This is a genomic window from Stenotrophomonas sp. STEN021, from assembly GCF_056760175.1.
In genome coordinates this window covers 1-26,116 of record NZ_JBRREH010000071.1, presented here as the reverse complement: position 1 = coordinate 26,116, position 26,116 = coordinate 1, and the positions used below count along the sequence as shown (strand labels likewise).

Here is a 26,116-nt window from a genome sequence, read left to right as displayed (position 1 = left end):
GGGCGGTTTTTGCTGTTTCCCCCCCGCGCCGGGGGGGGGGTGGGATTTCGGGGTTCCGCGCCCGCGCCGCCGGGCGCCCCACTACAGGTCCAATTCTCCCTGTGCCTGCAACCACAGCCGGAACCGTCGCAGCGGCTCGCGCTCTTGCCGCGAGCGCAGTCGCGTCAGCCAATAGCGTCCCAGCGACAAGGTCTGTGCGAATGGCTGCAATAGTCGGCCCTCGGCCAGGTCCTGCTCGAACATGCGCAGCGGCAACAGTGCCACGCCAGCACCCGCGGCCGCGGCACTGGCCAAGGTCAGCGACGAATCGAACACCGCACCCCGCGCTTCCACACCGCTGATGCCGGCCAACTGCATCCAGCGCGGCCACTCGTCATTGCGGTAGGAACGCAGCAGCGGCACGTTGCCAAGATCACGCGGCTGCCGCAGTTTCCGAGCCACAGCCGGCGCGCACAGTGGCGCGAACGGGGTATCGACGATCGGCGTGCAGTCCTGGCCCTGCCAGTCGCCATCGCCAAAACGGATCGCCAGGTCCAGCCCTTCGCCAGCCAGATCGATGCGGTTGTTGTGGGTCTGCACGCGCAGCTCGATATCCGGATGCGTGGCTTCAAACCCGGGCAGGCGCGGCAACAGCCAGCCAGTGGCAAACGTACCCACCACGCCGACGGTCAGCACTTCACGGAAGCGCCCGCCGGTGAACCGGTCCAGTGCGATCGCCATGCGGTCGAAGCTCTCGGTCAACACCGGGTATAGCGCCGCGCCTTCGTCGGTCAGGGCAACCCCGCGCGGCAGCCGATGGAACAGGCTGACCTGCAGGCGGTCCTCCAGTCCACGGATCTGGTGACTCAAGGCGGCCTGGCTGACGCAAAGCTCCAGCGCAGCACGGGTGAAGTTCAGATGGCGGGCAGCGGCCTCGAAGGCGCGCAGGGCGTTGAGTGGCAATTGGGGGCGGATCATGTCGGAGCCATGACGAAACTTGATGGGCACCCGCATTATTCCGCTTATCACGTGGAAGTTTCCGCCGCAGATACAAATTTAACTAATGCCTTCCGATGATTCTTTGCAATGGTCAGGCGCCGCCGTGGTCGGCAAGATCGGCACCATCACATCCAGGGAGAGTCTCAATGCTTGTTCGTCGTCAGTTTCTCGGCCTTGGCACTGCCGCCTTGGTCCGCGCTTTGATTCCGGACGCATTGGCGCGCGCTGCCACTGCAACAACGACAGTCAGTGATGTCGATTTCGCCACGCTTGAGAAAACCAGTGGCGGCCGCCTGGGTGTCTGCCTGTGGAACCCGCTCAGCGGTGCACGTTACGGCCATCGGATGGACGAGCGCTTTCCGATGTGCAGTACGGTCAAGCTCCCGCTGGCCGCCGCGATCCTGCGCCAGGCTGATCTGGGGAAGTTGTCCTTGGATCAGCGCGTAGCGGTACGCCAGGCCGACATCATCGATCATTCGCCTTTCACCGAACGCCATGTCGGCAAGAACATGACCGTGCGTGATCTATGCCGGGCGACGCTGATCGTCAGCGACAACGCAGCAGCCAATCTGCTGCTGCCCCTGGTTGGCGGCCCGGCCGGGCTTACCGCCTTCCTGCGTGAGCACGGCGACCGCGTCACCCTGAGTGCACGCAACGAGCCCGAACTCAATCGCTTCGCGCCCGGCGACCCGCGCGACACCACCAGCCCGGCGGCGATGGCGGGTAATCTGCAGCGCTTCCTGCTGGGCGACGTGCTCACCGAGGCTTCGCGCCAGCAGCTGGCCGATTGGCTGATTGACAACCAGACCGGTGATGAGCGCCTGCGCGCCGGGTTGCCGCAGGGCTGGCGGGTCGGCGACAAGACCGGCAGCAATGGCCGCGACACCAGCAACGACATTGCGGTGCTGTGGCCGCTGGCCGGTGGTGCGCCATGGTTGTTGGCCTGCTACCTGCAGGGTTCTGCACTGGACGATGACGGCAGAAATGGCATCCTGCGCCAGGTTGGGGAGCTGGCCGGGGCCCGGCTGCGTTGACGGTTCCTTCGTCGGCGTGACCCCTCGCATTTGGTCCAGAGGATGTCGTCGCCATGAGCAGGGAAGTGATCTATCTGCTGTTGATCTTCGCGTTGCTGGTCATCCCGCGCGCATTGCAGCGGTTCAATATTCCCGCGCCATTGACCTGCCTGGTGTTCGGCATCGGCGCGATGCTGTGGCTGGGCGATGGATCGCACGATCCGGTGGTCAACCTGCTGGCCACCTTGGGTATTTCCTCGTTGTTCCTGTTCGCAGGCCTGGAAGTGGATCTTGCCGATCTGCGCAAAGGCATGTGGCCGTTGTTGGCCCATCTGCTGATCCGCAGCGCCACGCTCACAGGCATGGCCTGGCTGGCGTGGCACTACGCTGGTTTGCCATGGCAGGCGGCGGCCTTGCTGGCGTTGGCACTGCTGACACCTTCAACCGGCTTCATCATGGATTCGTTGTCACAGTTGGGCCTGGATGATGCCGAGCGTTTCTGGGTCAGCAGCAAGGCCATTGCCGGCGAGTTGCTGGCGCTGGCTGCCTTGTTCGTGGTGCTACAGGCCGGCGATCCAATGCACATGACGCTGTCCAGCCTGGCACTGGTGGCGATGATGGTGGGTTTGCCCTTGCTGTTCATCGGGCTGGGCCGCTGGGTGGCGCCGCACGCGCCGGGCTCGGAGTTCTCGCTGTTGGTGATGGTGGGCATGCTGGCCGCCTACATCACCTATGGGCTGGGCGTGTACTACCTGGTTGGGGCATTCATCGCCGGCCTGGTGGCACGCCTGCTACAGCAGCGCATGCCGTCGTTGGCTTCGCATGAAAACCTGCATGCGCTGCGCCTGTTTTCCTCATTCTTCGTGCCGTTCTACTTCTTCAACTCGGGCACCAAGGTGCCGGCCGAGGCCTTGAGTCTTGAAGCGTTGGGACTGGGCTTGCTGATCACCCTGGTGGTGCTGCCGCTGCGCATCGCCGTGATCTGGTTGCAGCGGCGGCTGCTGTTCGGCGAAAGCTTCCGTACCAGCCTGCGGGTAGCCCTGGCGCTGTCGCCGACCTTGATCTTCACCTTGGTGTTGGCGGCGATCATGCGCGAGCGTTTTGCGATCTCGCCGGTGCTGTTTGGTGCCTTGCTGTTGTACGCGGCATTGACCACATTGTTGCCATCACTGGTATTCCGCCGGCCAATGGATGTGGATCCGCTCAGCAACGAAGGCGCTCAAAGCAATGATTCAACGCTCGTAAGAGATGCCGCGGTTGCTGCCGATGATCCGTCAACTGTTTCGTCCTCAGACGCCAACTCTTACGTACCACCGCGGTGAGCGACGCTTATCATTCCCATGGCAGAGCTGGCCTCGCAATCTGGCGGGCGGCTGGCACAGGGGGTGGTGGTGGATCGGGATAGTTGGCAACAGGTACGCGAGTTGTTCGACGCAGTATGTGAGCTGGAACCGTCGCAGTGGCGGAGCGAGCTTGCGCGGCTGAGCGGCGATCCTGCGGTCATTGCAGAAACACTGGAACTGCTGGAAGCGCAGACCTGCGAGTTCGGTCGCGCCCGCGAGCCGCTGCAGCAGTTGTTTGGCGCTGCAGTGCCTTCTGAACTGAGCGAAGGCGATGTCATCGGGCCATGGCGGCTGTGCCAGCGGCTGGCCAGCGGCGGCATGGGCATCGTGTTCCGCGCCGAGCGCGCCGATGGCCTGTATGCCCAGGAGGTGGCGATCAAAGTCCTGCAGGGCAGGCCCGGCGTACGGGTGGCCGAACGTCTGGCGGCCGAGCGACGCATCCTTGCCAGCCTGCAACATCCGAACATCGCGCGCCTGTACGACGGCGGCACCACGCCGGGTGGGCATCCGTATCTGGTGATGGAGTATGTGCACGGTGAGGCATTGGATGCGTACTGCACGCGTAAACAACTGGACCTGCGGCAGCGCCTGCAGCTGTTCCTGAAGGTATGCAATGCGGTGCAGGCCGCACATGCGCGGCTGGTACTGCATTGCGATCTGAAGCCTTCCAATATCCTGGTACGTGGGGATGGCGATCCGGTCCTGCTCGACTTCGGTGTGTCGCGGCTGCTGGGCGATGAGGCCAATGAACCAGGCGCGCAGTTCTTTACCCCCGCCTACGCAGCGCCAGAACTGCAATCGGGCGGCGCGATAGGTGTGAGCAGTGATGTCTTCAGTCTGGCTGCGGTGTTGAGCGAACTGTTGGCAGGCAAGGGCGGCAGGCGCGGCACGGGCGATAGCGGTAGTGCGCTGGCCGCGCCCAGCGGGCTGGCCAAGGCCGATTGTCACTGGACGCGATCTTTGCGTGGCGATCTGGACGCGATCGTGGTGCGGGCGGGGGCATTGCCGGCAGAGCAGCGCTATCCCTCGGTGGAGGCGATGGCTGCCGACGTGCAGCGCTATCTGCAGCACCGGCCGGTACAGGCGCGCAATGGCGGTCGGTTGTATCGCGGTGGACGTTGGTTGCGGCGTAACTGGAAGGGAGCGCTGCTGCTGTTGCTGGCGCTGCTGCTTGCAGCCTGGTTTGTGTGGCGTCTGGCGGCCGAACGCGCAGCCGCCGAGCGCGAGGCCAAGATCGCCGAGCAGGTCAGTGGCTTTCTGGTGGAGATGTTCGAGGCCGCCGATCCGCGCGAGAAAGGTGTGCGCGGCGGGGAGGACATCAGTGCCCGCGAGGTGCTGGATCGTGCCGCGGCGCGCATCGACAAGGACCTGGATGCATCCCCGGACGTGCAGGCGCGCTTGAAGGGCGTGATCGGCCTGGCCTACCGCAATGCCGGCGATCTGCGGCGCTCCGATCCGCTGATGTTGCAGGCTGCCGAAGCACTGGCTGCCGCGGGCGGCAACAAGAATCTGGACGAGGCGGCGCGCCTGTTCAACCTGTTGGCGGGCAGCTACGCCAACAACCGCAACGGCGCGGAAGGCGCGAAGATGGCGCGGCGTGCGCTGGCGCTGCTGGGCAAGCAGCCGGCGGACAGCTTCCGCGTCGCCCAGTCCTACAACTCATTGGGGCTGTCCTTGTTGTCCGAGCAGCGCTATGACGATGCCGAAGCCGCTTTCAAGCAGGCGCTGCAGCGTCACCAGGCCGGCAAGCGTGAGCAATACATCGGCGTGACACTGGACAATCTGGGCATGATGTACCGGCGCAAGGGAGATCTGGCCGCATCGGCAGCGGCGTTTGATCAGTCCACACCGATGTTCCTGCGCAGCTTGGGTGAGATGTCCTATGACTACTGGGCCAGCAACACCGAACGCAGCTTGATGGTGATGGATCGCGGCGATCTGGACGAAGCCATTGCCGCGTTCGAGGCCAACCTGGCACGTGCGCCGAAGATCTTCGGCCAACGCAGCATCTATGTGGTCAGCGAGAACAATCGCTTGGCGCTGGCGCTGATACGCAAGGGCGAATATGCACGTGCACGGCCCTATGTTGAAACCGCATTGCAGCTGTCGGCGGAGGTGCTGGGCAAGGACAGCTACAACTATTCGTTGATCACTGAAACCGCTGCGCAGCTGGCACAGGCGCAGGGCGAGACGGGCGCCGCTGCAGCGAGCTATCGGCAGGCCTTGGCGATACGTACGGCGGCCATTGGCAGGGATCATCCGGATACCCTGGATCTGCAATTGCAACTTGGCCTGTTGCTGGCCGGACAAGGCGATGTTGCCGGCGATGCCATGGTGCAGCGGGCGCATGCGCTATGGCTGCCGCGCATACCCGCCGGCAGCGCCAATGGCATCCGCGTGCAGCAGGGCTGGGCCGAATGGTTGACCGCCAAACGGCGGTTGGATGCGGCGGCGCAGACTCTGGATGGCGTACAACCACTGCTTGCCGGCAGTCCGTATGCGGCGGTACGCCAGCAGGTATTGCGCGCGCGCCTGGCTGAGCAGCGCGGCAATCGCAATGAAGCCGCGCAACATTGGCAGGCCGCCGTCGCTGCTTCAGAGCCCCTGTATGGCAGGGAGTCGGCGGTGACCACGGAATGGCGCAATGCGCTGCAGGCGGCGCGAGGCGAGGCTCAGGGCAGTGCGGCGTTGCCTTGAGTTCGCGTGTGGGCGAGGATCGGGGCATGAAAACCTCATCCTTCCCGAATCTGATCTGCGTTCTGGCCTTGGCCGGCAGCGTTGCCCTTCCTGTTCCGGCAATCGCCGCCAGCACTGCGCCAGCAGCAACGGCGGCGGTCGCGCCGGCCGACCAGTTCCTAGCCGATCTGGCGCAGTACTGCGGGCAGGCCTTTGCCGGTCGCATCATCGCCAATCAGCCGCAGTCCAGTGCGCCGGACCCGTTCGATGGCAAGACCCTGGTGATGCATGTGCGCGGCTGCGACAGCCCACAGCAGGAGCTGCGGGTGCCGTTCCATGTGGGTGACGACCACTCGCGGACCTGGGTGATCAGCCGCACCGACAGCGGTCTGCGCTTGAAGCACGACCACCGCCATGCCGACGGCAGCCCGGATGCGGTGACCATGTACGGCGGTGATACCACGCAGGCTGGCAGTGCAGGGCGGCAGGCGTTTCCGGTCGATGCCGAATCGGTGGCGATGTTCACTGCGAATGGCATGAACGCGTCGCTGCGTAATACCTGGGCGATGGAACTGGTGCCGGGCAAGCGTTTCGTCTACGAGCTGGCGCGTCCGGATGGGCGTTTGTTCCAGGTGGAGTTCGACCTGAGCGTGCCGGTGGCGTTGCCGCCAGCACCGTGGGGCAGCGAGGCCTGAAACGCAGAGGGCGCCGTTGCCGGCGCCCTCGGGTTGGCTTGAGTCGAGGCTCAGCGGCCGCTGAAACGGGCGCGGCAGCCGCCGTTCACCCAGATGCTGTCGCCATTGAAGCCCCAGTTGCGGCCTTCCACGCAACGCGTGTCAGAGGCCTGCTGGACGATGACCGGGCGGCCCTGGCGACGATCCCATGGGCAGGTATTCAAGCGGTTGCTGTTGCTGTGGCAATCCACGAAGTAGTTGTTGCCGCCCCAGCCGCCGCCATTGCCCCAACCACCGCCGCGGCCCTCAGCGAACTCGCCACGGCAGCCGCCGTTGACCCAGACCGCGCCATTGCTGCTGCCCCAGTTGCGGCCCTCCACGCAGCGCGTATCGGAAACCTGGCGCACCAGTACCGCACTACGCCAGCCGGTATTGCAGACCACATGGCGGTTGCTGTTGCTGTCGCAGCGGATGGTCTGGTTGCCGTTGCCGTTGCCATTGCCTTGGCCGCCACCCCAGCCGCCGCCGCGGCCTTCGGCAAACTCGGCGCGGCAACCGCCGCTGACCCAGACGCTGCCGTTGTTGCTGCCCCAGTTGCGGCCTTCGGTGCAGCGGGTATCGGAGACCTGGCGCACCAGTACCGCGCTGCGCCAGCCGGTATTGCAGACCTGCTGGCGGTTGTTGTTGCTGTCACAGCGGATGGTGCGGTTGCCATTGCCATTGCCGTTCCAGCCGCCCTGGCCACCTCCCCAGCCACCCCGGCCTTCGCTGAACTCCGCGCGGCAGCCGTTGCTGACCCATACATTGCCGTTGCTGCTGCCCCAGCTGCGACCCTCGGTGCATTGGGCCTTGGACAGCTGACGGGTCAGCACGGCGCTGCGCCAGCCGGTGGCGCAGACCCGCTGGCGCTGATCAACGCTTTCGCATCGAATCGGACCATTCTGGTTGCCGCCCGGGTAGCCGGATTGGGCCGCGGCAGGGGATGGGCTCATTGCCAGCCCCAACAGGGTTGCCAGGCCGGCGAGCAGGAGGTGATGGTTCATGGCGGCTTCCCTGTTCAGGTTTGGACGCGGAACTATAGGCGCAATCCCGCTTAAGGCGGCGTGACTGATGGGGCGGATTTGCTCCCGCCCGCGCTGAGCGCCAAAATACGGGGCTACCCGGCACCGTTTCGTGCCGGGCCCCCTGCGGAGCTTTCCATGCGTACCCATTTCTGCGGCCTGGTCGACGAGACCCTGATCGGCCAAACCGTGACCCTCGCCGGCTGGACCGACGTTGCCCGTAACCTCGGCGGCGTCTGTTTCATCGATCTGCGTGATCACGAAGGCATCGTCCAGGTCACCGTTGAGCCCGACAACGCGGAGGTGTTCGCCGTCGCCGCCAGCCTCGGTTACGAGGACGTGCTGCAGGTCGAAGGCGTGGTGCGCGCGCGTCATGCGGTCAACGACAAGATCCGCAGCGGCAAGGTGGAAGTGATCGCGACCCGCATCAGCATCCTCAACAAGGCTGCGCCGCTGCCGTTCCACGCACACGAGAACCCGGGCGAAGAAACCCGCCTGAAGTACCGTTACCTGGACCTGCGTCGCCCGGAAATGCAGCGCATGCAGCGCACCCGCATCAAGCTGGTGCAGGCGCTGCGCCGCCACCTGGACGCGCGCAACTTCCAGGACATCGAGACCCCGATCCTGACCAAGGCCACCCCGGAAGGCGCACGCGACTTCCTGGTGCCGGCGCGCATGCACCCGGGCGAGTTCTACGCCCTGCCGCAGAGCCCGCAGCTGTTCAAGCAGATCCTGATGGTGGCCGGCTTCGATCGTTACTACCAGATTGCCCGCTGCTTCCGCGATGAAGCCCTGCGTGCCGACCGCCAGCTGGAATTCACCCAGCTGGACATGGAATTCGCCTTCGTCCGCGAGCGCGACGTGCAGGATTTCGTCGAGGACATGATCCGCTCGATCTTCAAGGAAGTGGTCGACGTCGACCTCGATGCCAGCTTCCCGCGCATGACCTGGGCCGAGGCGATGCGTCGCTACGGTTCGGACAAGCCGGACCTGCGCATCGCGCTGGAACTGGTGGACGTGGCCGAACTGGTCAAGACCAGCGAATTCCCGGTGTTCACCGCGGCTGCCAATGACGCCGACGGCCGCGTGGCCGCGCTGCGCATCCCGGGCGGTGCCAGCCTCAGCCGCAAGCAGATCGACGAATACGCCGCCCACGCCGCCAAGTACGGCGCCAAGGGCCTGGCTTACATCAAGATTGCCGAAAACGGTGAGATCAGCTCCCCGATCCAGAAGTTCTTCGCCGAAGACGCTTTCGCTGCGCTGCTCAAGCAGATTGGTGCCGGCAATGGCGACATCGTGTTCTTTGGTGCAGGCGGTTACAACAAGGTCTCCGACTTCATGGGCGCGCTGCGCCTGAAGGCCGGCAAGGACTTCAACCTGGTTGCCGACGGCTGGGCACCGCTGTGGGTCACCGATTTCCCGATGTTCGAGTGGGACGAGGAAGAGCAGCGCTACGTCGCCCTGCATCACCCCTTCACCGCACCGGCGGTGGACGATGTGGCCGAGCTGCGTGCGCATGCCAAGACCGCGGTTTCGCGCGGTTACGACATGGTGCTCAACGGCAACGAGATCGGTGGCGGTTCGATCCGTATCCACCGCCCGGAAATGCAGAGCGCGGTGTTCGAACTGCTCGGCATCGGTGCCGAAGAGGCACGCGCCAAGTTCGGCTTCCTGCTGGATGCACTGAACTACGGCGCGCCGCCGCACGGTGGCATCGCCTTCGGCATCGACCGTATTGCCGCGCTGATGGCCGGCACCGAGTCGATCCGTGACGTCATCCCGTTCCCGAAGACCACCGGCGCGCAGTGCCTGATGACCGATGCGCCGTCGCCGATCGCCGACGCGCAGCTGGCCGAAGTGCACGTGCAGGTGCGTCCGCGCGCCGACAAGGCCTGAGCCTTGTCCGCTGACGCCAGCATCCGTCGCGCGACGGCCGATGATGCTGGCGTGCTGTGCGCGCTGGCCGAACGTACCTTCGTGGAGACGTTTGGCCATCTGTATCCGCCACAGGACCTGGCCGATTACCTGGCCACGGCCTATCCGCCCGAACTGCAGCGGCAACAGCTGCAGTCCGGTGATTACGCGGCATGGCTGCTGGAAGTGGCAGGCGAGGCCGTTGGCTTCGCTTTTGCAGGCCCCTGCGGATTACCGCATGCGGGTGCCAAGGCGGCCGACGGTGAGTTGAAGCGCCTTTACGTGCTGAGCCAGTACCAGGGCGGCGGCCGGGGCGGCCTGTTGTTCGATGCAGCCCTGCAGTGGCTGCAGACGCCGGGGCGCACGCTGTGGATTGGCGTGTGGTCGGAGAATTTCGGCGCGCAACGTTTCTATGCACGGCATGGTTTTGAGCAGGTCGGTGCCTATGAGTTCCCGGTTGGCAGCGTGCGCGACAATGAGTTCATTCTGCGACGGCTTGCCGGCTGATTGAGCCGCACCGGCTTGGTCTGCAGGTTGAAGAAACGGCGGGCCATCAGCAGGCGTCCTCGGCCCAGCAGATTGTTCGGCTTCGCGGCTGACGCCGCTCCTGCAAGAGCTGCGGCCATTTCAAAATGTGCGCTGCATCGCTGTGGACTCTTCATGCTGCTGCGTCTATGCAGGCATGAGGAAACGTCTATACGAAGCGCAGGTGATCGACTTCCTGCTTGAAATCGGTGTTGCAGCCAGCTTGCAGGGGCTGTGTAGAAAGCATGGTTTCAGTGCGGCGTCGTATGCCCTGCTGCGGCGTAGCTGTGGCAGGACGCGCGCGCTGCATGCGCGGCAGTTGCGTGGTCTGGAGGAGGAGAACCGTCGCCTCAAGGCCCAGTTGCACCTGCAGCTGCGGGAGCGCGAGCGGATCAGGCGCGCCCTGCTCCAGCCACTGTGAACGGCCAATGCGCACCGCAGGACGCCCGCGGTGCGCATGATGATCAGCGGCTGAGCTCGTTCTCGCCTGCGGCGTTGGTATGCGCCGAGATCTTGTACAGGGCGTTCAAGGCTTCAAGGAAGCCGCTGCTGTCATTGCTGCGGAATACACCGGAAACCCGCAGTTCGCCCAACGCTGCATCGTTGACCCGCAGTGGAGTGCCGCCGTAGCGGTTGAACTCTGCTACCGCCGCTCGCAATGGCAGGTTTTCAAACACCAGCTGGCCGTCGATCCAGGCCGGTGCGTTGCCGCCCTGGAAGCTCTGTACCTGTGGCGCCTTGCCGACACTCATGCGCGCGCGTTGTCCGGGACTGAGCGTGGCCATGACGGCGGCGCTGTCGTCGCTGCCGGCGGCGCGCAGCTGTACCTTGCCTTCGAACAGGGTTACATCCAGCCCGGTATCCAGGCGATAGACCTCGAACTGGGTGCCGACCGCACGCACGCTGCCCTGTGCGGTATCCACGGTCAGCGGCCGCGCGCTGTCGGCCGCAACCTTGAAGAAGGCGCGGCCCTGGTCCAGTTCAATGCGGCGTTGTTGCTTGCTGTAGCGCACACGCAGTGTGGTACCCGTATCAAGATCCACCTGCGTGCCATCGTCGAGGGTGATGCTGCGTTGCTCGCCGATGGCGCTGGCATAGCGTTGTTCGCTGACGGGTGCCGGAGCAAGCACGCGCCAGCCAACGACCAGCGCAGTCAGCGCTGCCGCGCAGGCCGCCAGCCATGGCAGGCGGCGCGGCCTGCGCTGGTTCTGTGGCCTGGCCTGTTCCGTGCCTGCCACCGGAATCGCCGCCAGGCGCTGGCTGATGTCGGGCATGGCAGAAAAATCGCTCAGCATCGTCCACATGCGCTCGACCCGTTCGTAGGCAAGCCGATGTGCGGGGTCCGCATCCAGCCAGATCTGGTGCTCGGCCTGCTCGTGTTCGCTCAGTTCATCGGCGTGCAGGCGAGCGAACCAGGACGCGGCCTGGGTGCGGATTGGATCAGCGTCTGCTACGACTTCAAGCTTGGTTTGTTTCATGGTTGCTCCAACCGCGTGCCGAAGTGGAGCAGGGCACGCATCATGTGTTTTTCGACAGCGCTGACACTGATGCCCAATTGGCTGGCGATGGCGCCATAGGTCAGGCCTTCATAGCGATGCAATAGGAATACCTGCTGGCAACGCGGAGGCAGATCATCCAGTACTTTCAGGAACGTCTGCAGACGTTCGCGGTCCTGGTAGACGCGTTCACCACATACCGTTTCGGTAGGCCAGCCTTCGGTGTTCTCGTCGATGGGTACATGTTGGCCAACATGGCGGCTACGGTCGCGGCGGTAGCGGTCGCGCAGCAGGTTGCCCGCGATCGTCATCAAGTACGCTTCGACGTTGTTGACCTTGTCTGCCTGCGGGTCGCGCATCATCCGCACCAGGGTTTCCTGGGTGAGGTCTTCCGCGTCTTCAACTGTACCCAGGTGGTTCCTGAAGTAACGCATCAGTCGAGGTCGGTACTGTTGCGCCATGGCCCCTGTGTCCCGGACGACGCCGGGCGGGGGCTGAATGGGCGGCTGGGCGGCGGTCATTGGCAGGCGTTGACAGTCTGGGGCGACACGCGCAGCTTGGGCTAGTGTCAGCGATTCTGCCAGATGAGGGGTTTCGCGCTTGCTGCGTCTGTAGAGGGGTCGCCGGCTCCGTGCCAGTCCGGTTGTCAACGAGGGAAGGGATGATTGCCAGCGCAGGTAGCGGAAAACGGCGGGTGCCGAGCGGCCGGTGCGGCATGCTGTGCTGGCTGTTGCTGTGCCTGGTTTTGTCGGCCGTGCCTGCGTGGGCACAAAGCGGTACCGCAACCCGCGATTACCAGCAGCCGCAGCAGCCTCTGCAACAGGCGCTGACGCAATTGGCGTCGACATCTGGTCTACAGATACTGATGGCGCCGCAGATGCTGGGTGGCAAGACCGCGCCCGCTTTGAACGGACGCTACAGCATCGCCCAGGCGCTGCAGCAGTTGCTTGCCGGTAGCGGCCTGAGCTATCGGCTGACCAGTGGCGGGGTCATCACCATTGTCCAAGCAACCGTTGTTGCGGCCGCTACGCCCAAGCCTGCGCCGCCAGTGACGATGCCGGCCGTGGCAAGCTCATTGGCTTCGTTGCAGGTCACCGGCTCACGGATACGTCGCAGCGAGTTTGAAAGTGCGGCGCCGGTGACGGTCATCACCGCCGAGCAGATGCAGCGCGATGGTCACTTCACGCTGACCGACGCGCTGGCTGTGAATGGGATGAGTGATTATGGTGCCGAATCGCAGGGAGCCGGTGGGCGCTTCTCGGCCAACGCGCAGCCACTGAACCTGCGTGGTCTTGGGCCAGGGCGTTCGCTGATTCTGGTTGATGGCCGGCGCCTGCCGGACTATCCGTTTCCTTCAAATGGACGCAGCAACTTCCAGAGCCTGGGCAGTATTCCGCTGGCCAGTGTTGAGCGGGTCGAGTTGATGACCGGCGGCGCTTCAGCGATCTACGGTGCCGATGCGATTGCCGGGGTGGTCAACATCGTGCTCAAGCAGCCGCGCAGTGGTTCGCAGGCCCGGTTGCGCACCGGTACCAGCAGCCAAGGCGGTGGTGACCGTCTTGATCTGCAATGGTCAGCCGGGCACGGCGGTGAAGACTGGGGGCTCAATTATGCCGTGCAATATTCTGCGGCCGAATTGTTGCGCGGCTCGCAGCGCGATCTGCAACGTCCTGCCGGCGGCAACGGGAGCTCGCCGGTGGATCCAGAACTCGGGCTGGGTTTTGTACGCGGCCAAGGTACAGCTCAAGCGCTGGTGCCGCTGCCACAGGATGTATGCGAGCGCTGGCAGGGTGAGTTCGTCGATTGGAACTTTGCCGCGCCGGCAAACCCGGCCGCGCACGGTCGTGGCTGCGGAACCTGGCGCAACGCCGGCTATGCGTCACTGCAGGACGGCGTGCAGGAGGTGTCTGCCCAGCTGTACGCACAATGGTTCCTGTCACCCCGCACGGAGGCATGGGCCAGTCTGCAGTTGTGGAACGCGCGCAGCCAGCTGGCAAGCGGTTTTGAAACCATCACCGGCCCGCATTCGGCCACTACCGGCAAGGTCAACCAGATCTACGATCCGCGCTTTGGATACCTCTCCCCGCAACGCGTGCTGACGCCGCAGGAAGTGGGCGGGCTGGATGTATCCAACGATCACTACCGCGAGCAGATGTGGGATCTGGTGCTGGGGCTGCGTGGGCAATATGGGCAGCGCCTGGACTGGAGCCTGAGCGCCGGCCGTTCGGACTACCGGGTGCAGCGTGATCGGCGGCGCTTGCTGGGCGACAAGGTCAATGCGTTCTTTTTCGGTCCGGCGTCGGGGGTGACCGCTGACGGTGCCATCATCCAGCCGCTGGATCTGGCGCATTGGTTTCGCCCGATCACCCCGGCCGAGTATTCGGCCATGTCCAGCAATGTGCATTACCAGGCGCTGACCCAGGTGGATGAAGCGTCCTATGTTGTGTCAGGTGGCATCGCCGACCTTGCTGCCGGCACCTTGTCCATGGCGCTGGTGCTGGAAGCCAGTCGCCAGCGTTATCGGCTGCGCAACACGCCATCGGTGCTGCCCCTGCAGATGGATGTCTACAACCTCACCGGTAGCGTAGGCGAGGGCGTGCGCGACCGCTATGCGGTGGGCGGAGAAATGCGGATTCCGTTGACGCAGACCATCAAGGCCAGTGTTGCCGGTCGCGTTGACCGTTACGACGATGCTGTGGCCGTCGCTACTGCGCGTACCTGGAGTGCGGGTCTGGAGTGGCGGCCGACGCGCAGCCTGCTGCTGCGTGCCAGTCACGCCACCAGCTTCAAGATGCCGGACATGCATTGGATGTTCACCGATGGCGGTGGCAGCTTTGGCAAGGCGATAGATGCAAGGCGCTGCATGCTTGCAGGTGCCAATCCCGGTTGCGCTGGTTATGAAGTGGAGTTCCTGACCCGAACCTACCGCAACCAGACACTGAGCGCGGAAACCGGTACGTCGACCACGGCGGGTTTTGTCTGGGACGCAGGCGATGCCTTGTCGATCAGCGTGGATTATTGGGATGTCAGCAATGAAGACGGCATTGGCCGGATTGCGCCGGGGCTGTTGCTGCGTGATGAGGCCGAGTGTTTCACCGGGCTGCGCCTGGATGGCAGTCCGAGCCAGGTGGACCCGCGCTCCTGGGAATGTCGCAAGGCACGCTCGCGGGTGGTACGCAGTGGCGAGCAGGGCGATGGCCGCATCCTCATGGTCGAGTCGACGGCAGCCAACCAATCCGAACAGCACATCCGCGGTATCGATGCGATGCTGGATTGGCGTGTCAGCAGCGCTGTTGGTGATTTCAGTCTGCACGCGGTCTGGTCGCACACGTTCTGGGCACAGCGGCGCGTGCGCTCACCGGGCACCCTGCATGAACAGTGGCGTGCAGCCTCGTGGGACTCGGGTGAAAACCTGGCCTTCCGCAGCAACCTGCGCACCACCCTGGGCTGGCAGGGGCAGCAGGGTTGGTCGGTCAATCTGTCGGGTACCCGTTATGGCCGTTTGCCGAGCGCTGACGGCGTGGGGCGGCTCAAACCGCTGTGGCTCTGGAATGGCAATATCGCAAAGCAGATCCATCAACACGCAACGGCGACCTTGTTCATCAACAATCTGTTCAATACCGCGCCGCCGCGCGACAGCAGCAACACCGGGTTTCCCTACTACTACGACGAGGTCTACAGCGCGGTAGGGCGGCAATTGGCGCTGCAGTTGGATTACAACTTCGACTGAAGGCCGTGTCGCTGCCCGTTGTGGTGGACAAGGCCGATGACGGAAACTGCATGCATGTATTGGCAGAACTCCTCGCGTCCACGTGTGCTGATCCTGCATGGGATCTGGAACACCCGCTCCTGGCTGTTGCCGCTGGCCTGGCGCCTGCGCACGCAGGGTTTTGCGGTGGATACGTTTGGTTACGCCAGTGTGTTCGGTGGTCCCGCGCAGGCGGTGCCGCAGTTGGTGCAGCGCCTGCATGGGCGTGGGCCGATGTCGTTGGTAGGGCACAGTCTGGGCGGGCTGGTGGCGCTGGAGGCGCTGCGACAGGCACCCACGCTGGAGGTGCCGCGGGTGGTCTGCCTGGGTTCGCCCCTCTGCGGCAGCGGTACTGCCCGTTCCATGGCCGAGCACGGCTGGGCGGCGGCACTGGGGCGTAGCGGTGACCTGCTGTTGCACGGCTTGCCGGACTGGCAGGGGCAGGCCGAGGTCGGTCTGATCGCCGGCTCGGTGGCACATGGGCTGGGCGCCATGATGGGCGCGCTGGAGGGCGAATCCGATGGCACCGTGGGGCTGGCGGAGACCCGTCTGCCGGGCCTGGCCGATCACTGCGTGGTGCCGGTCAGCCATAGCGGGCTGGTGTTGTCGCCCGAGGTGGCCGCGCTGACCGCCGGCTTCCTGCGCCAGGGGCGCTTTTCGGCGGGGCAGGCAGCCGACGGTCAATGACGGGGCCACGGCGGGGGATCAGGTAGAATTACCGTCCTGTTCCTGACAGATGTACGGTATTCCCATGGGTCGAGGTCCTTCCATCGAAGGTCGCAAAAACGCGAATGACGCGAAGCGCGGCAAGATTTTCACCAAAATCATCCGGGAGATCAGCGTTGCTGCCCGCGGTGGCGGAGGCGACCCAAACAACAACCCACGTCTGCGCACGGCGATGGACAAGGCCCTGAGCGCGAACATGACCAAGGATGTCATCGAGCGCGCGATCAAGAAGGCCACCGGTGAGCTGGAAGGCGTCGAGTACGAGGAAGTGCGCTACGAGGGCTATGCACCGGGCGGCATTGCCGTGATCGTCGACTGCCTGACCGACAACCGCGTGCGTACCGTGGCTGACGTGCGCCATGCCTTCAGCAAGTGCGGCGGCAACATGGGCACCGAAGGCTCGGTGTCGTTCATGTTCAAGCGGCTCGGCGTGCTGAGCTTCGCCCCCGGCGCCGATGAGGAAACCATCACCGAGGCGGCGATCGAGGCCGGTGCCGACGACATCGCGGTCTATCCGGAGGATGGCTCGATTGACGTCATCACCGCGCCGGAAGCCTTCCAGTCGGTAAAGGATGCGATGGCAGCGGCCAAGCTGGTGGCCGATCACAGCGAAATCACCTTCCGTGCCGACAACGACGTTGCCGTCGATGCCGACACCGCCGTGCAGGTGAAGAAGCTGCTGGACATGCTTGAAGACCTGGACGATGTGCAGGACGTGTATTCCAACGTTGACCAGGCGAGCCTGGAGCGGGTCTGAGGACCCGCCCGGTCCCACCGGGTGAGACGGCGTCCGGCCATGCTGGGCGCCGTTTTTTACTGATAGAGGCAGCATGACCCGCATCCTTGGCATTGATCCCGGCTCGCAGCGCACCGGCGTCGGCATCATCGACATCGACGCCAACGGCCGCGCCCGCCATGTCCATCACGCGCCACTGGTGCTGTTGGGAGCGGCGGATTTCCCGCAGCGGTTGCGCTTGCTGGCGCACGGGCTGCATGCCTTGATCGAGGAGTTCCAGCCGCAGGAAGTGGCGATCGAAAAGGTGTTCATGGCCAAAAATGCCGATTCGGCATTGAAGCTGGGCCAGGCGCGCGGCGCGGCGGTGTGCGCGGTGGTGATGCGCGACCTGCCGGTCAGCGAATACGCCGCCACCGAGATCAAGCTGGCCGTGGTTGGCCGCGGCGGGGCGGAAAAACAGCAGGTGCAGCATATGGTGGGTTTGATGCTGAACCTGCAGGGCAAATTACAGGCAGACGCCGCCGATGCACTGGCGGTGGCCATAACCCATGCGCATGTCCGCGCCACCGCCAATCGGCTGGGGGTGGATGTGCGCCAGGCTTGGAGTCGCAAATGAGGTTTTTCGCATGATCGGTCGCCTGCGCGGCATCCTCGCCCACAAGGCCCCGCCGTGGCTGGTGATTGACGTCAATGGCGTCGGTTATGAGCTGGAGGCGCCGATGAGCACCTTCTATGACCTGCCCGATGTGGGGCGCGAGGTGGTTTTGTTCACCCATTACGCACAGAAGGAAGACAGTGTCTCGCTGTACGGCTTCCTGCGCGAAGGTGAGCGCCGTCTGTTCCGCGATGTGCAGAAGGTATCGGGTATCGGCGCCAAGATCGCGCTGGCGGTGTTGTCCGGCGCCAGCGTCGACGAGTTCGCGCGCTTGATCCAGACCAGCGATGTCACCGCGCTGACCCGTATCCCCGGTATAGGCAAGAAGACCGCCGAGCGTATGGTGGTCGAGCTGCGTGACCGCGCAGCCAATTTCACCGGTGGCGGCGCTCCCATTGCCGGCCAGCTGGGTGCCGATGCGGTGTCCGAGGCGACAGTGGCGTTGCAGCAACTGGGCTATAAACCGGCAGAGGCCGCCAAAATGGCGCGCGACGCCGGTGCCGAGGGCGATGATGTCGCCACGGTCATCCGTAAAGCGCTGCAAGCGGCGCTGCGTTAACCCTTTCGGCAGCATGACGCCAACCTGAGATCGCCATGTCCCACGCTTCCTCCACGTCTGAAACTTCCACTCAAGGCCACGCGCACGGCGGCGGCGCTGCCGGCGGCATGGCGCTGGTCGTCGGCGCCATCGGCGTGGTGTTCGGCGATATCGGCACCAGCCCGCTGTACACCTTGAAGGAGGCGTTCTCGCCGCACTACGGGCTGACCAGCGACCACGACACCGTGCTTGGCGTGCTGTCGCTGGCGTTCTGGGCGCTGAACATGGTGGTCACGCTCAAGTACGTGACCATCATCATGCGCGCCGACAATGACGGCGAGGGCGGCATCATGGCCTTGATGGCGCTGGCCCAGCGCACCCTGCGCAATGGCTCGCGCTCGGCCTATGTGGTCGGCATCCTCGGTATTTTCGGCGCCTCGCTGTTCTTCGGTGACGGCGTGATCACCCCGGCCATCTCGGTACTGGGTGCGGTCGAGGGTCTGGAGGTCGCCGCACCGGGGCTGGGGCACTTCGTGGTGCCGATCACCCTGGTGGTGCTGGCGGCAGTGTTTGCCGCGCAGCGCTTTGGCACCGAGAAGGTCGGCAAGGTGTTCGGGCCGGTGATGAGCCTGTGGTTCCTGTCACTGGCTGCAATCGGCATCTGGAACGTGATCGCCGCGCCGGAGGTGCTCAAGGCCTTCAATCCGATGTGGGCGGCGCGCTTCTTCATGGAACATGGCTGGCACGGTCTGTTCATCCTTGGCGCAGTGGTGCTGGCGGTGACCGGCGGCGAGGCGCTGTATGCGGATATGGGGCACTTTGGTGCGCCACCGATCCGCCATGCCTGGTATTTCTTCGTGCTGCCGTGCCTGGTGCTCAATTATCTGGGGCAGGGTGCACTGGTGCTGCAGCGGCCCGATGCGGTGGCCAATCCGTTCTTCGAGGCGGTGCCGGAATGGGCGCTGATCCCGATGATCCTGCTGGCCACGGCGGCGGCGGTGATCGCCAGCCAGTCGGTGATCACCGGTGCATTCTCGGTCTCGCGCCAGGCCATGCAGCTGGGCTACATCCCGCGCATGCGCATCCTGCATACCTCGCACGACACCATCGGCCAGATCTATATCCCGGGCATCAACTGGGGATTGGCGGTGATGGTGTTCGGGCTGGTGCTGGCCTTCCGCAGTTCCAGCAATCTGGCGGTGGCTTACGGTATTTCGGTGTCGGGCACGATGCTGATCGATACCTTGCTGCTGGCGTTGGTGGCGCGTGTGCTGTGGCCGCGTGCGCGCCACGCCATCATTGCCCTGTGTGTGGTCTTCCTCTTCATCGACCTGGGCTTCGTGATCGCCAATGGTGCCAAGCTGCTGCAGGGTGCCTGGTTCCCGCTGGTGCTTGGGCTGGTGCTGTTCACGATGATGCGCACCTGGCGCCGCGGTCGTGAGCTGTTGCGTGACGAAATCCGCAAGGACGGTATCCGCCTGGACACGTTTTTGCCGGGCCTGATGCTGGCACCGCCAGTACGGGTGCCGGGCACGGCGGTGTTCCTGACCGCCGACCCGACCGTGGTCCCGCATGCGCTGATGCACAACCTCAAGCACAACAAGGTGCTGCACGAGCGCAACGTATTCCTGCATGTGGAAACCCTGCCGATGCCCTACGCGGCCGAGGGCCAGCGCCTGCGCATCGATTCGGTGGGTGACGAGTTCTACCGCGTGCATGTGCGCTATGGCTTCATGGAGACCCCGGATATTCCGCTGGCGCTGATGCGTTCCTGTGATCATGGCGGCATCTATTTCGATCCGATGGACACTACCTTCTTCGCCAGTCGCGAGACCATCGTGGCCAGCGCCAACCGTGGCATGCCGATCTGGCGCGACAAGCTGTTCGCCTTCATGCACCGCAACGCGGCGCCGGCCACCGGTTTCTTCCGCATTCCGGGCAACCGCTTGGTGGAATTGGGTGCGCAGGTGGAAATCTGATCGGATGCGAGCTGCTTGGCGCATAATTGCGTAATGACTGACGACCGCATCATCGGCGCCGGCGCCACCCGCGAGGATGACGCCGCCGACGCCAGCATCCGCCCCCGCAGCCTGGCCGACTACCTTGGCCAGGCGCCGGTGCGCGAGCAGATGGATATCTACATCCAGGCCGCCAAGGCGCGTCGTGAGGCGCTGGATCATGTGCTGATCTTCGGCCCACCGGGGCTGGGCAAGACCACGCTGAGCCATGTGATCGCCAACGAACTGGGCGTGGCGCTGCGTGTCACCTCGGGCCCGGTGATCGAAAAAGCCGGCGATCTGGCTGCGTTGCTGACCAATCTGCAGCCGCACGATGTGTTGTTCATCGATGAAATCCACCGCCTCTCACCCGTGGTCGAGGAAGTGCTGTACCCGGCGATGGAGGATTTCCAGATCGACATCATGATCGGTGACGGCCCTGCCGCGCGCTCGATCAAGCTGGATCTGCCGCCGTTCACCCTGATTGGCGCCACCACCCGCGCCGGCCTGCTGACCGCGCCACTGCGCGATCGCTTCGGTATCGTGCAGCGGCTGGAGTTCTATTCGGCCGAGGAACTGACCCGCATCGTGCGGCGTTCGGCGGCCATTCTTGGCATCGATTGCAGTGCCGAAGGCGCTGGCGAGATCGCGCGGCGTTCGCGCGGCACCCCGCGTATCGCCAATCGCCTGCTACGGCGCGTGCGCGACTATGCCCAGGTCAAGGCCGGCGGACATATCGACCAGACGGTGGCGCAAGCGGCAATGCAGATGCTCAAGGTCGATCCGGAAGGCTTCGACGAGCTGGACCGGCGCATGCTGCGTACCCTGGTGGAGTATTTCGATGGCGGCCCGGTCGGGGTCGAATCGATGGCTGCGGCACTGTCCGAAGAGCGCGGCACCCTGGAAGACGTGGTCGAGCCCTTCCTGATCCAGCAGGGCTTCCTGGTGCGTACCGCCCGCGGGCGCATGGCTACCAGCAAGGCCTACCGCCATCTGGGCCTCAAACCCAAGGCCGCACCAGCTCCAGTGGACCTGTTTGCGGAGCAACGCGATGACGAATGAGTCCCGGTTCAGTTGGCCGACACGCATTTACTGGGAAGATACCGACGCTGGCGGCGTGGTGTACCACGCCCGCTACGTGGCCTTCATGGAGCGGGCACGGACCGAATGGATGCGTGCCCTCGGCTATGGTCAGGAAACCATGCGTTGTGGTGACGGGCAGGTATTTGTGGTCCGTGCCATGAATCTGGATTTCCTGAAGCCGGCCAAGCTGGACGATGCGCTGACCACCACGGTGGAACTGCTGCAGTGCCGGCGGGCCAGCCTGCTGATGGCGCAGGCGGTGATGCGCGATGACCAGGTGCTGGCGACGGCGCAGGTCCGCCTTGCCGCTGTTGGTGCCCGCGACTTCCGTCCGCAGGCGCTTGATGACACGCTTTACGCAGTACTGAAACCCCTTCAAACACAACCCGCTTAAGCAACACTGAGGAAGATCGGATGATCGCTTTGCTTCTGGCCCTGCAGGCCACCGTGACCGAGGTCCTGCCGGCCGACGTCAGCGCCGCCGCTGCGCAGACCGTGGCGCAGGCCAGCCATGGCGGCGGCATCAACTACCTGGACCTGATGCTCAAGGCCAGTATCCCGGTCAAGCTGATCGTACTGCTGCTGCTGGCCGGTTCGTTCATCAGCTGGGTGATCATTTTCCGCAAGGCACGCGTGTTCAAGGCTGCCGACCAGGAAGCCAGCGATTTCGAGAACCGCTTCTGGTCCGGCGCCGACCTGGGCAAGCTGTATTCCTCGGCCACCGACCGCAACCGTCAGGTTGATGGCCTGGAAGCCATCTTTGAAGCCGGTTTCCGCGAGTATTCGCGCCTGCAGGGTCGCCGTGCCTTCGACGGCCGCACCCAGCTGGAAGGTGCGCAGCGCGCCATGCGCACCACCTATGCCCGTGAAGTGGACGGCTTGGAACGCAATCTGGAGCTGCTGGCCAATATCGGTTCCACCGCCCCGTACGTGGGTCTGGTCGGCACCGTGTTCGGCATCATGGTGACCATGCACGACATGATCAGCAGCGGTGAGCAGGCCGGTATCGCCTCGGTTGCACCGGGTATTTCCGAAGCCCTGTTCGCCACCGCGATCGGCCTGTTCGTGGCCATCCCGGCGGTGTGGGCCTACAACCGTTTCACCACCCGCGTCGAGCGGCTGTCGGTGCGCTATGAAACTTTCGCCGAGGAGTTCAGCTCCATCCTGCAGCGCCAGCAGAGCGGCAGCGACGAGTAAGTGCGCCAGCGCCTTCCTCTGACTGCAGGAGCCCATCTATGACCGCCGCCATTCCCCGCCGCAAGCGCCGCAAGCTCAAGTCCGAGATCAACGTCGTGCCGTATATCGACGTGATGCTCGTGCTGCTGATCATCTTCATGGTGACCGCGCCGCTGCTGACCCTCAGTTTCGAGGTCGACCTGCCCAGTTCCACCGCCAAGGCGCTGGAGAGCAAGCAGGACCCGATCGTGGTCTCGGTACGTGCCGATGGCCAGATGAGCCTGAAGCTGCCCGAAGCCAAGGACCCGCAAGCCATGGATGCCGCTGCGCTGCAGGCGCAGCTGGGTGCCTTGGCCTCGCAGGACAAGGCGCTGCGGGTGATCGTGGCCGCCGACAAGAGCGTGGCCTATGAAAAGGTCATGGACGCCATGGACGTGATCAAGGCCGCGAAGATCGAAAAGGTGGGTCTGGCGACCGATGCACGCTGACGCACTGCCACCGCCGCACGACAACCGCAACGAGTGGGGCCTGCCGGTCGTACTGGCACTGCTGGTACACCTGTTGGTCGCGGCGATCTTCATCATCGCCTGGGTGTGGTCGCCTTCGCGCAGCACCGAGGCCGCCGCCGGTGACCCGGCGCTTGAGGCCAATATGCAGCTGTCTGCCGCCGAAGCCTCGGCCGCGCGGCAGGCCCTGCGTGCCTCGGAAAAACTGCCGGATCTGCCCGAGCCGGTGGAAGAAGCGCAGCCCGAGCCGGTGCCCGAAGACACCGTGCCGCCGCCGCAGCCCATCGCCGAACCCAAGCCGCAGGACGCGCCCACTCCGCAGCAGCACAATGCCCAGGAGCGCATCGCTCAGCCGGATACGGTCGACCAGGATCGCGTCAGTGCCTTGGCCATTTCCCAGGAAAAGGCCAAGCAGGAGCAGGAAGCGAAGCGTCGCCAGGAGCAGATCGACCTGACCGAACGCAAGCGCGTGGAAGAGGCCGAGCAGAAGCTGCGCCTGGCCAAGCAGCAGGAAGAGGCGGATCGCAAGAAGATCGCCGACCAGCAGCGTCAGGCCAACGAGAACCAGGCCGAGCTGGAGCGCCAGCAGAAGATCGCCGAGATCCGTCGCAAGCGCGAGCAGGCCGAACGCGAAGCCAAGCTGGCCGAGCAGCGCCTGCGCCAGGTGGCCGATGCCCGCGCCCGCGCGCAGGCGACGGCGACCAGCAGCGGCACCAGCGGGCCAAGCACGCCGTCACCGGGGCAGGGCGGTACCAGCAACGATCTGACCGCAAAGTATGCTGCGGCGATCCAGCAGGCCGTGCTCAATCAGTGGATACGTCCGGACTCGATTCCGCGCGGCCAGCGTTGCCGGCTGACCATTCGCCAGCTGCCAGGCGGTGAGGTGATGGATGTCGAATTCGGGGCTGGTTGTCCCTATGACGAAGCCGGCAAACGTTCAGTCGAGGCCGCCGTGCGTCGCGCACAACCGCTGCCTTACCGCGGCTTCGAGTCGGTGTTCCAGCGCAACCTGAACTTCAACTTCGAGGCGCAGGATCGCTGAGCAACCAGGTTCCTGCCGGAGCTTTTGATTTCACTGGAAACCTTTTGGTCGGGGTGGTTTTACAGCGGATGAGTAAATTTCACGCAATAGTTCGTTCATGATTGCGAAAGTATTCATCTTGCTGCTGCTATCCCTTTTTCACTTCGCCCGTACTGTTGAGCGCCCCATGAAGAAAATGCCTCGCTGGCTGCTTGCCCTCACTGCCCTGTTGTTGCCGCTTGCGGCGATGGCGCAGCAGAAGGGACTGGAAATCGACATCATTGGTGGCAACGCATCGGCTACCCCGATCACCGTTGTGCCAATGGCCTATCAAGGCTCGGCCGGTGCGCCGCAGACCGACGTAGCCGCCGTGGTGCGTGCCGACCTGGACCGTTCCGGCCAGTTCCGCAACCTGCCCGAAGCGCAGATCGCCGAGCGCCCCAGCCGTGGCAGCGAGGTGCAATACCCGACCTGGCGCGCACTCAAGCAGGACTATCTGGTGGTAGGCCGGGTGCAGGATGCCGGCGCCGGCGCCTACCGCGTCGAGTACGAACTGTTCGACGTGGCCAAGGGTGAGCGCATGCTCGGCCTGGCCATGACCGCACGCTCCAGTGCGATGCGCGACGTCGCCCACCAGATGGCCGATGCCATCTACGAAAAGATCACCGGTGTGCGCGGTGCCTTCTGGACCCGTATCGCCTACATCACCGCCAGCGGCAGCGGCGCCAACATGCGCTATGCGTTGATGGTGGCCGATTCCGACGGCTATAGCCCGCAGACCATCGTGCGCTCGGCCGAGCCGCTGCTGTCGCCGAGCTGGAGCCCGGATGGCCGCAAGCTGGCCTATGTCAGCTTCGAGCGCGGCAACTCCTCCATCTATGTGCAGGACATCGCCACCGGTGGCCGTGAGCTGCTGACCAGCTTCCGCGGCATCAACAGTGCGCCGTCGTTCTCGCCGGATGGTCGCCGCCTTGCCCTGGCCCTGTCGCGCAGCGGCAACCCGGAAATCTACGTGATGGATCTGGGCAGCAAGCAGCTGACCCAGCTGACCAACCACTTCGGCATCGACACCGAGCCGACCTGGTCTGCCGATGGCAGCTCGGTCTACTTCACCTCCGATCGCGGCGGTCGCCCGCAGATCTACCAGGTGCCGTCCAGCGGCGGCAGCGCCAGCCGGGTAACCTTCCAGGGCAACTACAATGCCAAGGCCAGCGTATCCTTTGACGGCAAGAAGATTGCGGTTGCGCAGGGCGCAGGCAGCAGCTACAAGATCGCGATGATGGACAGCAGCCTGGGGTCGGCGCGCTGGAGCACGTTGTCGCCGGGTTCGCTGGACGAATCGCCGAGTTTTGCGCCCAATGCGAGCATGATCCTGTACGCGGCTCGTGAAGGTGGGCGTGGTGTGTTGTATGAAGTGTCGGCCGACGGCCGGGTGCGTCAGCGCCTGGTGCTGGCCGATGGCGATGTGCGTGAACCGGCATGGGGGCCGTACCGCACTGCGCGTTGATAAAATGTTAATCTTCCCACGCATTAATCCCAACATTGGCCAGGAGCCACTAGGTATAGCCATGAACAAGTCAACTCGTGTTTTGCTCGTTTCGCTGCTGTCGGTAGCCGCGCTCGCTGGCTGCTCGAAGAAGGTCAAGGAACAGCCGGCACAGCCGCCGGTTGATACCGGTTCGACCACCCAGCCGACCGGCCCGTCCACCTCCGGCCTGTACGGCCCGGGCGACCTGGACACCGATGCCTGCCTGCGTCAGCGCGTTGTCTACTTCGACCTGGACCAGGATTCGGTCAAGCCGGAATTCCAGGCCATCATGGCTTGCCACGCCAAGTACCTGCGTGACCGTCCGTCCTCGCGCATCACCCTGCAGGGCAACACCGACGAACGCGGCAGCCGCGCTTACAACCAGGCCCTGGGCGAGCGTCGTGGCAACGGCGTGAACTCGGCCCTGCAGGCCAACGGTGGTTCGGCTTCGCAGCTGACCGTCGTGTCCTACGGCGAAGAGCGTCCGGTCTGCACCGATTCGAACGAGGCCTGCTGGTCGCAGAACCGTCGCGTCGAAATCGTCTACACCGCGCAGTAATCGATGCGCATCAGCCTCAAACTGATGCTGGTGGTCGCGGGGGGCCCCGGGGGGGGGCCCCCCCCCGAATGACCAACGGGGAGTAAAGGGGGGCCCGTTTGGGGGGGGGGTTAAGCGGGGGACAACAACGCAGCGCCCCCCCCCAAACGCCAAAAAACAACAC

Annotated in this window: 24 protein-coding genes; 20 read left to right on the top strand and 4 right to left on the bottom strand. The window is 64.5% G+C overall.

Features of this window, described 5'->3' with window-relative positions; genetic code table 11:
* Nucleotides 1-81: 81 nt before the first annotated feature.
* On the bottom strand, nucleotides 82-957 hold the full coding sequence (locus ACVOL0_RS14870) for a LysR family transcriptional regulator (RefSeq protein WP_481549751.1): 876 nt from the start codon (nucleotides 955-957) through the stop codon (nucleotides 82-84).
* A 167-nt stretch (nucleotides 958-1,124) separates the two neighbouring features.
* Here ACVOL0_RS14870 and blaCESS point away from each other — a divergent pair, with 167 nt between their 5' ends.
* From blaCESS to ACVOL0_RS14850, 4 genes are read left to right on the top strand one after another with little or no spacing between them, the layout of a single operon-like run.
* Nucleotides 1,125-2,012, top strand: a complete 888-nt coding sequence (gene blaCESS / locus ACVOL0_RS14865) for a CESS family extended-spectrum class A beta-lactamase (protein WP_481549750.1) — start codon at nucleotides 1,125-1,127, stop codon at nucleotides 2,010-2,012.
* A 53-nt stretch (nucleotides 2,013-2,065) separates the two neighbouring features.
* Nucleotides 2,066-3,313, top strand: coding sequence for a cation:proton antiporter (locus tag ACVOL0_RS14860; RefSeq protein WP_481549749.1), 1,248 nt, complete (start codon nucleotides 2,066-2,068; stop codon nucleotides 3,311-3,313).
* An 18-nt stretch (nucleotides 3,314-3,331) separates the two neighbouring features.
* The gene (locus tag ACVOL0_RS14855; protein WP_481549748.1) at nucleotides 3,332-6,031 is read left to right on the top strand and encodes a serine/threonine-protein kinase; all 2,700 of its coding nucleotides are present in this window, start codon (nucleotides 3,332-3,334) and stop codon (nucleotides 6,029-6,031) included.
* 26 nt (nucleotides 6,032-6,057) lie between these two features.
* The gene (locus tag ACVOL0_RS14850; RefSeq protein ID WP_481549747.1) at nucleotides 6,058-6,705 is read left to right on the top strand and encodes a hypothetical protein; all 648 of its coding nucleotides are present in this window, start codon (nucleotides 6,058-6,060) and stop codon (nucleotides 6,703-6,705) included.
* 50 nt (nucleotides 6,706-6,755) lie between these two features.
* On the opposite strand, the gene ACVOL0_RS14845 is transcribed toward ACVOL0_RS14850, so the two are convergent.
* Nucleotides 6,756-7,676, bottom strand: a complete 921-nt coding sequence (locus ACVOL0_RS14845) for a DUF3011 domain-containing protein (RefSeq protein ID WP_481549752.1) — start codon at nucleotides 7,674-7,676, stop codon at nucleotides 6,756-6,758.
* A gap of 207 nt (nucleotides 7,677-7,883) precedes the next feature.
* On the opposite strand from ACVOL0_RS14845, the gene aspS reads away from it, so the two are divergent.
* From aspS to ACVOL0_RS14830, 3 genes are all read left to right on the top strand, one after another.
* The gene (gene aspS, locus ACVOL0_RS14840) at nucleotides 7,884-9,641 is read left to right on the top strand and encodes an aspartate--tRNA ligase (protein ID WP_481549746.1); all 1,758 of its coding nucleotides are present in this window, start codon (nucleotides 7,884-7,886) and stop codon (nucleotides 9,639-9,641) included.
* A gap of 3 nt (nucleotides 9,642-9,644) precedes the next feature.
* Nucleotides 9,645-10,166, top strand: a complete 522-nt coding sequence (locus tag ACVOL0_RS14835; protein WP_481549745.1) for an N-acetyltransferase family protein — start codon at nucleotides 9,645-9,647, stop codon at nucleotides 10,164-10,166.
* 175 nt (nucleotides 10,167-10,341) lie between these two features.
* On the top strand, nucleotides 10,342-10,605 hold the full coding sequence (locus ACVOL0_RS14830; RefSeq protein WP_481549744.1) for a transposase: 264 nt from the start codon (nucleotides 10,342-10,344) through the stop codon (nucleotides 10,603-10,605).
* A 43-nt stretch (nucleotides 10,606-10,648) separates the two neighbouring features.
* Here ACVOL0_RS14830 and ACVOL0_RS14825 read toward each other — a convergent pair whose 3' ends face one another.
* A complete protein-coding gene (locus ACVOL0_RS14825; RefSeq protein WP_481549743.1) occupies nucleotides 10,649-11,662 on the bottom strand; it encodes a FecR family protein in 1,014 nt (337 codons plus the stop codon).
* Nucleotides 11,659-12,141: an RNA polymerase sigma factor gene (locus ACVOL0_RS14820; RefSeq protein ID WP_481549742.1), complete on the bottom strand. Its 483-nt coding sequence runs from the start codon at nucleotides 12,139-12,141 to the stop codon at nucleotides 11,659-11,661. The genes ACVOL0_RS14825 and ACVOL0_RS14820 overlap by 4 nt, the downstream gene beginning before the upstream one ends.
* A gap of 200 nt (nucleotides 12,142-12,341) precedes the next feature.
* On the opposite strand from ACVOL0_RS14820, the gene ACVOL0_RS14815 reads away from it, so the two are divergent.
* From ACVOL0_RS14815 to pal, 13 genes are all read left to right on the top strand, one after another.
* A complete protein-coding gene (locus tag ACVOL0_RS14815) occupies nucleotides 12,342-15,410 on the top strand; it encodes a TonB-dependent receptor domain-containing protein (protein ID WP_481549741.1) in 3,069 nt (1,022 codons plus the stop codon).
* A gap of 36 nt (nucleotides 15,411-15,446) precedes the next feature.
* Nucleotides 15,447-16,115, top strand: a complete 669-nt coding sequence (locus ACVOL0_RS14810; RefSeq protein ID WP_481549740.1) for an esterase/lipase family protein — start codon at nucleotides 15,447-15,449, stop codon at nucleotides 16,113-16,115.
* A 64-nt stretch (nucleotides 16,116-16,179) separates the two neighbouring features.
* Nucleotides 16,180-16,911: a YebC/PmpR family DNA-binding transcriptional regulator gene (locus ACVOL0_RS14805; RefSeq protein ID WP_481549739.1), complete on the top strand. Its 732-nt coding sequence runs from the start codon at nucleotides 16,180-16,182 to the stop codon at nucleotides 16,909-16,911.
* Nucleotides 16,912-16,984: 73 nt separating this feature from the next.
* Entirely contained in the window at nucleotides 16,985-17,506 is a 522-nt protein-coding gene (gene ruvC, locus ACVOL0_RS14800) for a crossover junction endodeoxyribonuclease RuvC (RefSeq protein WP_282269162.1), read from the top strand.
* 10 nt (nucleotides 17,507-17,516) lie between these two features.
* Nucleotides 17,517-18,104 (top strand): Holliday junction branch migration protein RuvA, encoded by a 588-nt coding sequence (gene ruvA / locus ACVOL0_RS14795; RefSeq protein WP_481549738.1) that lies wholly within the window; start codon nucleotides 17,517-17,519, stop codon nucleotides 18,102-18,104.
* Nucleotides 18,105-18,139: 35 nt separating this feature from the next.
* A complete protein-coding gene (locus ACVOL0_RS14790; protein ID WP_481549737.1) occupies nucleotides 18,140-20,062 on the top strand; it encodes a potassium transporter Kup in 1,923 nt (640 codons plus the stop codon).
* 33 nt (nucleotides 20,063-20,095) lie between these two features.
* Complete coding sequence (ruvB, locus tag ACVOL0_RS14785; RefSeq protein ID WP_481549736.1) at nucleotides 20,096-21,142, top strand: Holliday junction branch migration DNA helicase RuvB; 1,047 nt, start codon at nucleotides 20,096-20,098, stop codon at nucleotides 21,140-21,142.
* Nucleotides 21,132-21,557, top strand: coding sequence for a tol-pal system-associated acyl-CoA thioesterase (gene ybgC, locus ACVOL0_RS14780; protein WP_282269154.1), 426 nt, complete (start codon nucleotides 21,132-21,134; stop codon nucleotides 21,555-21,557). The genes ruvB and ybgC overlap by 11 nt, the downstream gene beginning before the upstream one ends.
* 20 nt (nucleotides 21,558-21,577) lie before the next feature.
* Nucleotides 21,578-22,360, top strand: a complete 783-nt coding sequence (gene tolQ / locus ACVOL0_RS14775) for a protein TolQ (protein WP_481549735.1) — start codon at nucleotides 21,578-21,580, stop codon at nucleotides 22,358-22,360.
* Nucleotides 22,361-22,398: 38 nt separating this feature from the next.
* Nucleotides 22,399-22,827, top strand: coding sequence for a protein TolR (gene tolR, locus ACVOL0_RS14770; RefSeq protein ID WP_481549734.1), 429 nt, complete (start codon nucleotides 22,399-22,401; stop codon nucleotides 22,825-22,827).
* Entirely contained in the window at nucleotides 22,817-23,887 is a 1,071-nt protein-coding gene (gene tolA, locus ACVOL0_RS14765) for a cell envelope integrity protein TolA (RefSeq protein WP_481549733.1), read from the top strand. The genes tolR and tolA overlap by 11 nt, the downstream gene beginning before the upstream one ends.
* 166 nt (nucleotides 23,888-24,053) lie before the next feature.
* Complete coding sequence (tolB, locus tag ACVOL0_RS14760; protein WP_481549732.1) at nucleotides 24,054-25,373, top strand: Tol-Pal system beta propeller repeat protein TolB; 1,320 nt, start codon at nucleotides 24,054-24,056, stop codon at nucleotides 25,371-25,373.
* Between the two features lie 61 nt (nucleotides 25,374-25,434).
* A complete protein-coding gene (gene pal / locus ACVOL0_RS14755) occupies nucleotides 25,435-25,953 on the top strand; it encodes a peptidoglycan-associated lipoprotein Pal (protein ID WP_481549731.1) in 519 nt (172 codons plus the stop codon).
* Nucleotides 25,954-26,116: the final 163 nt, after the last annotated feature.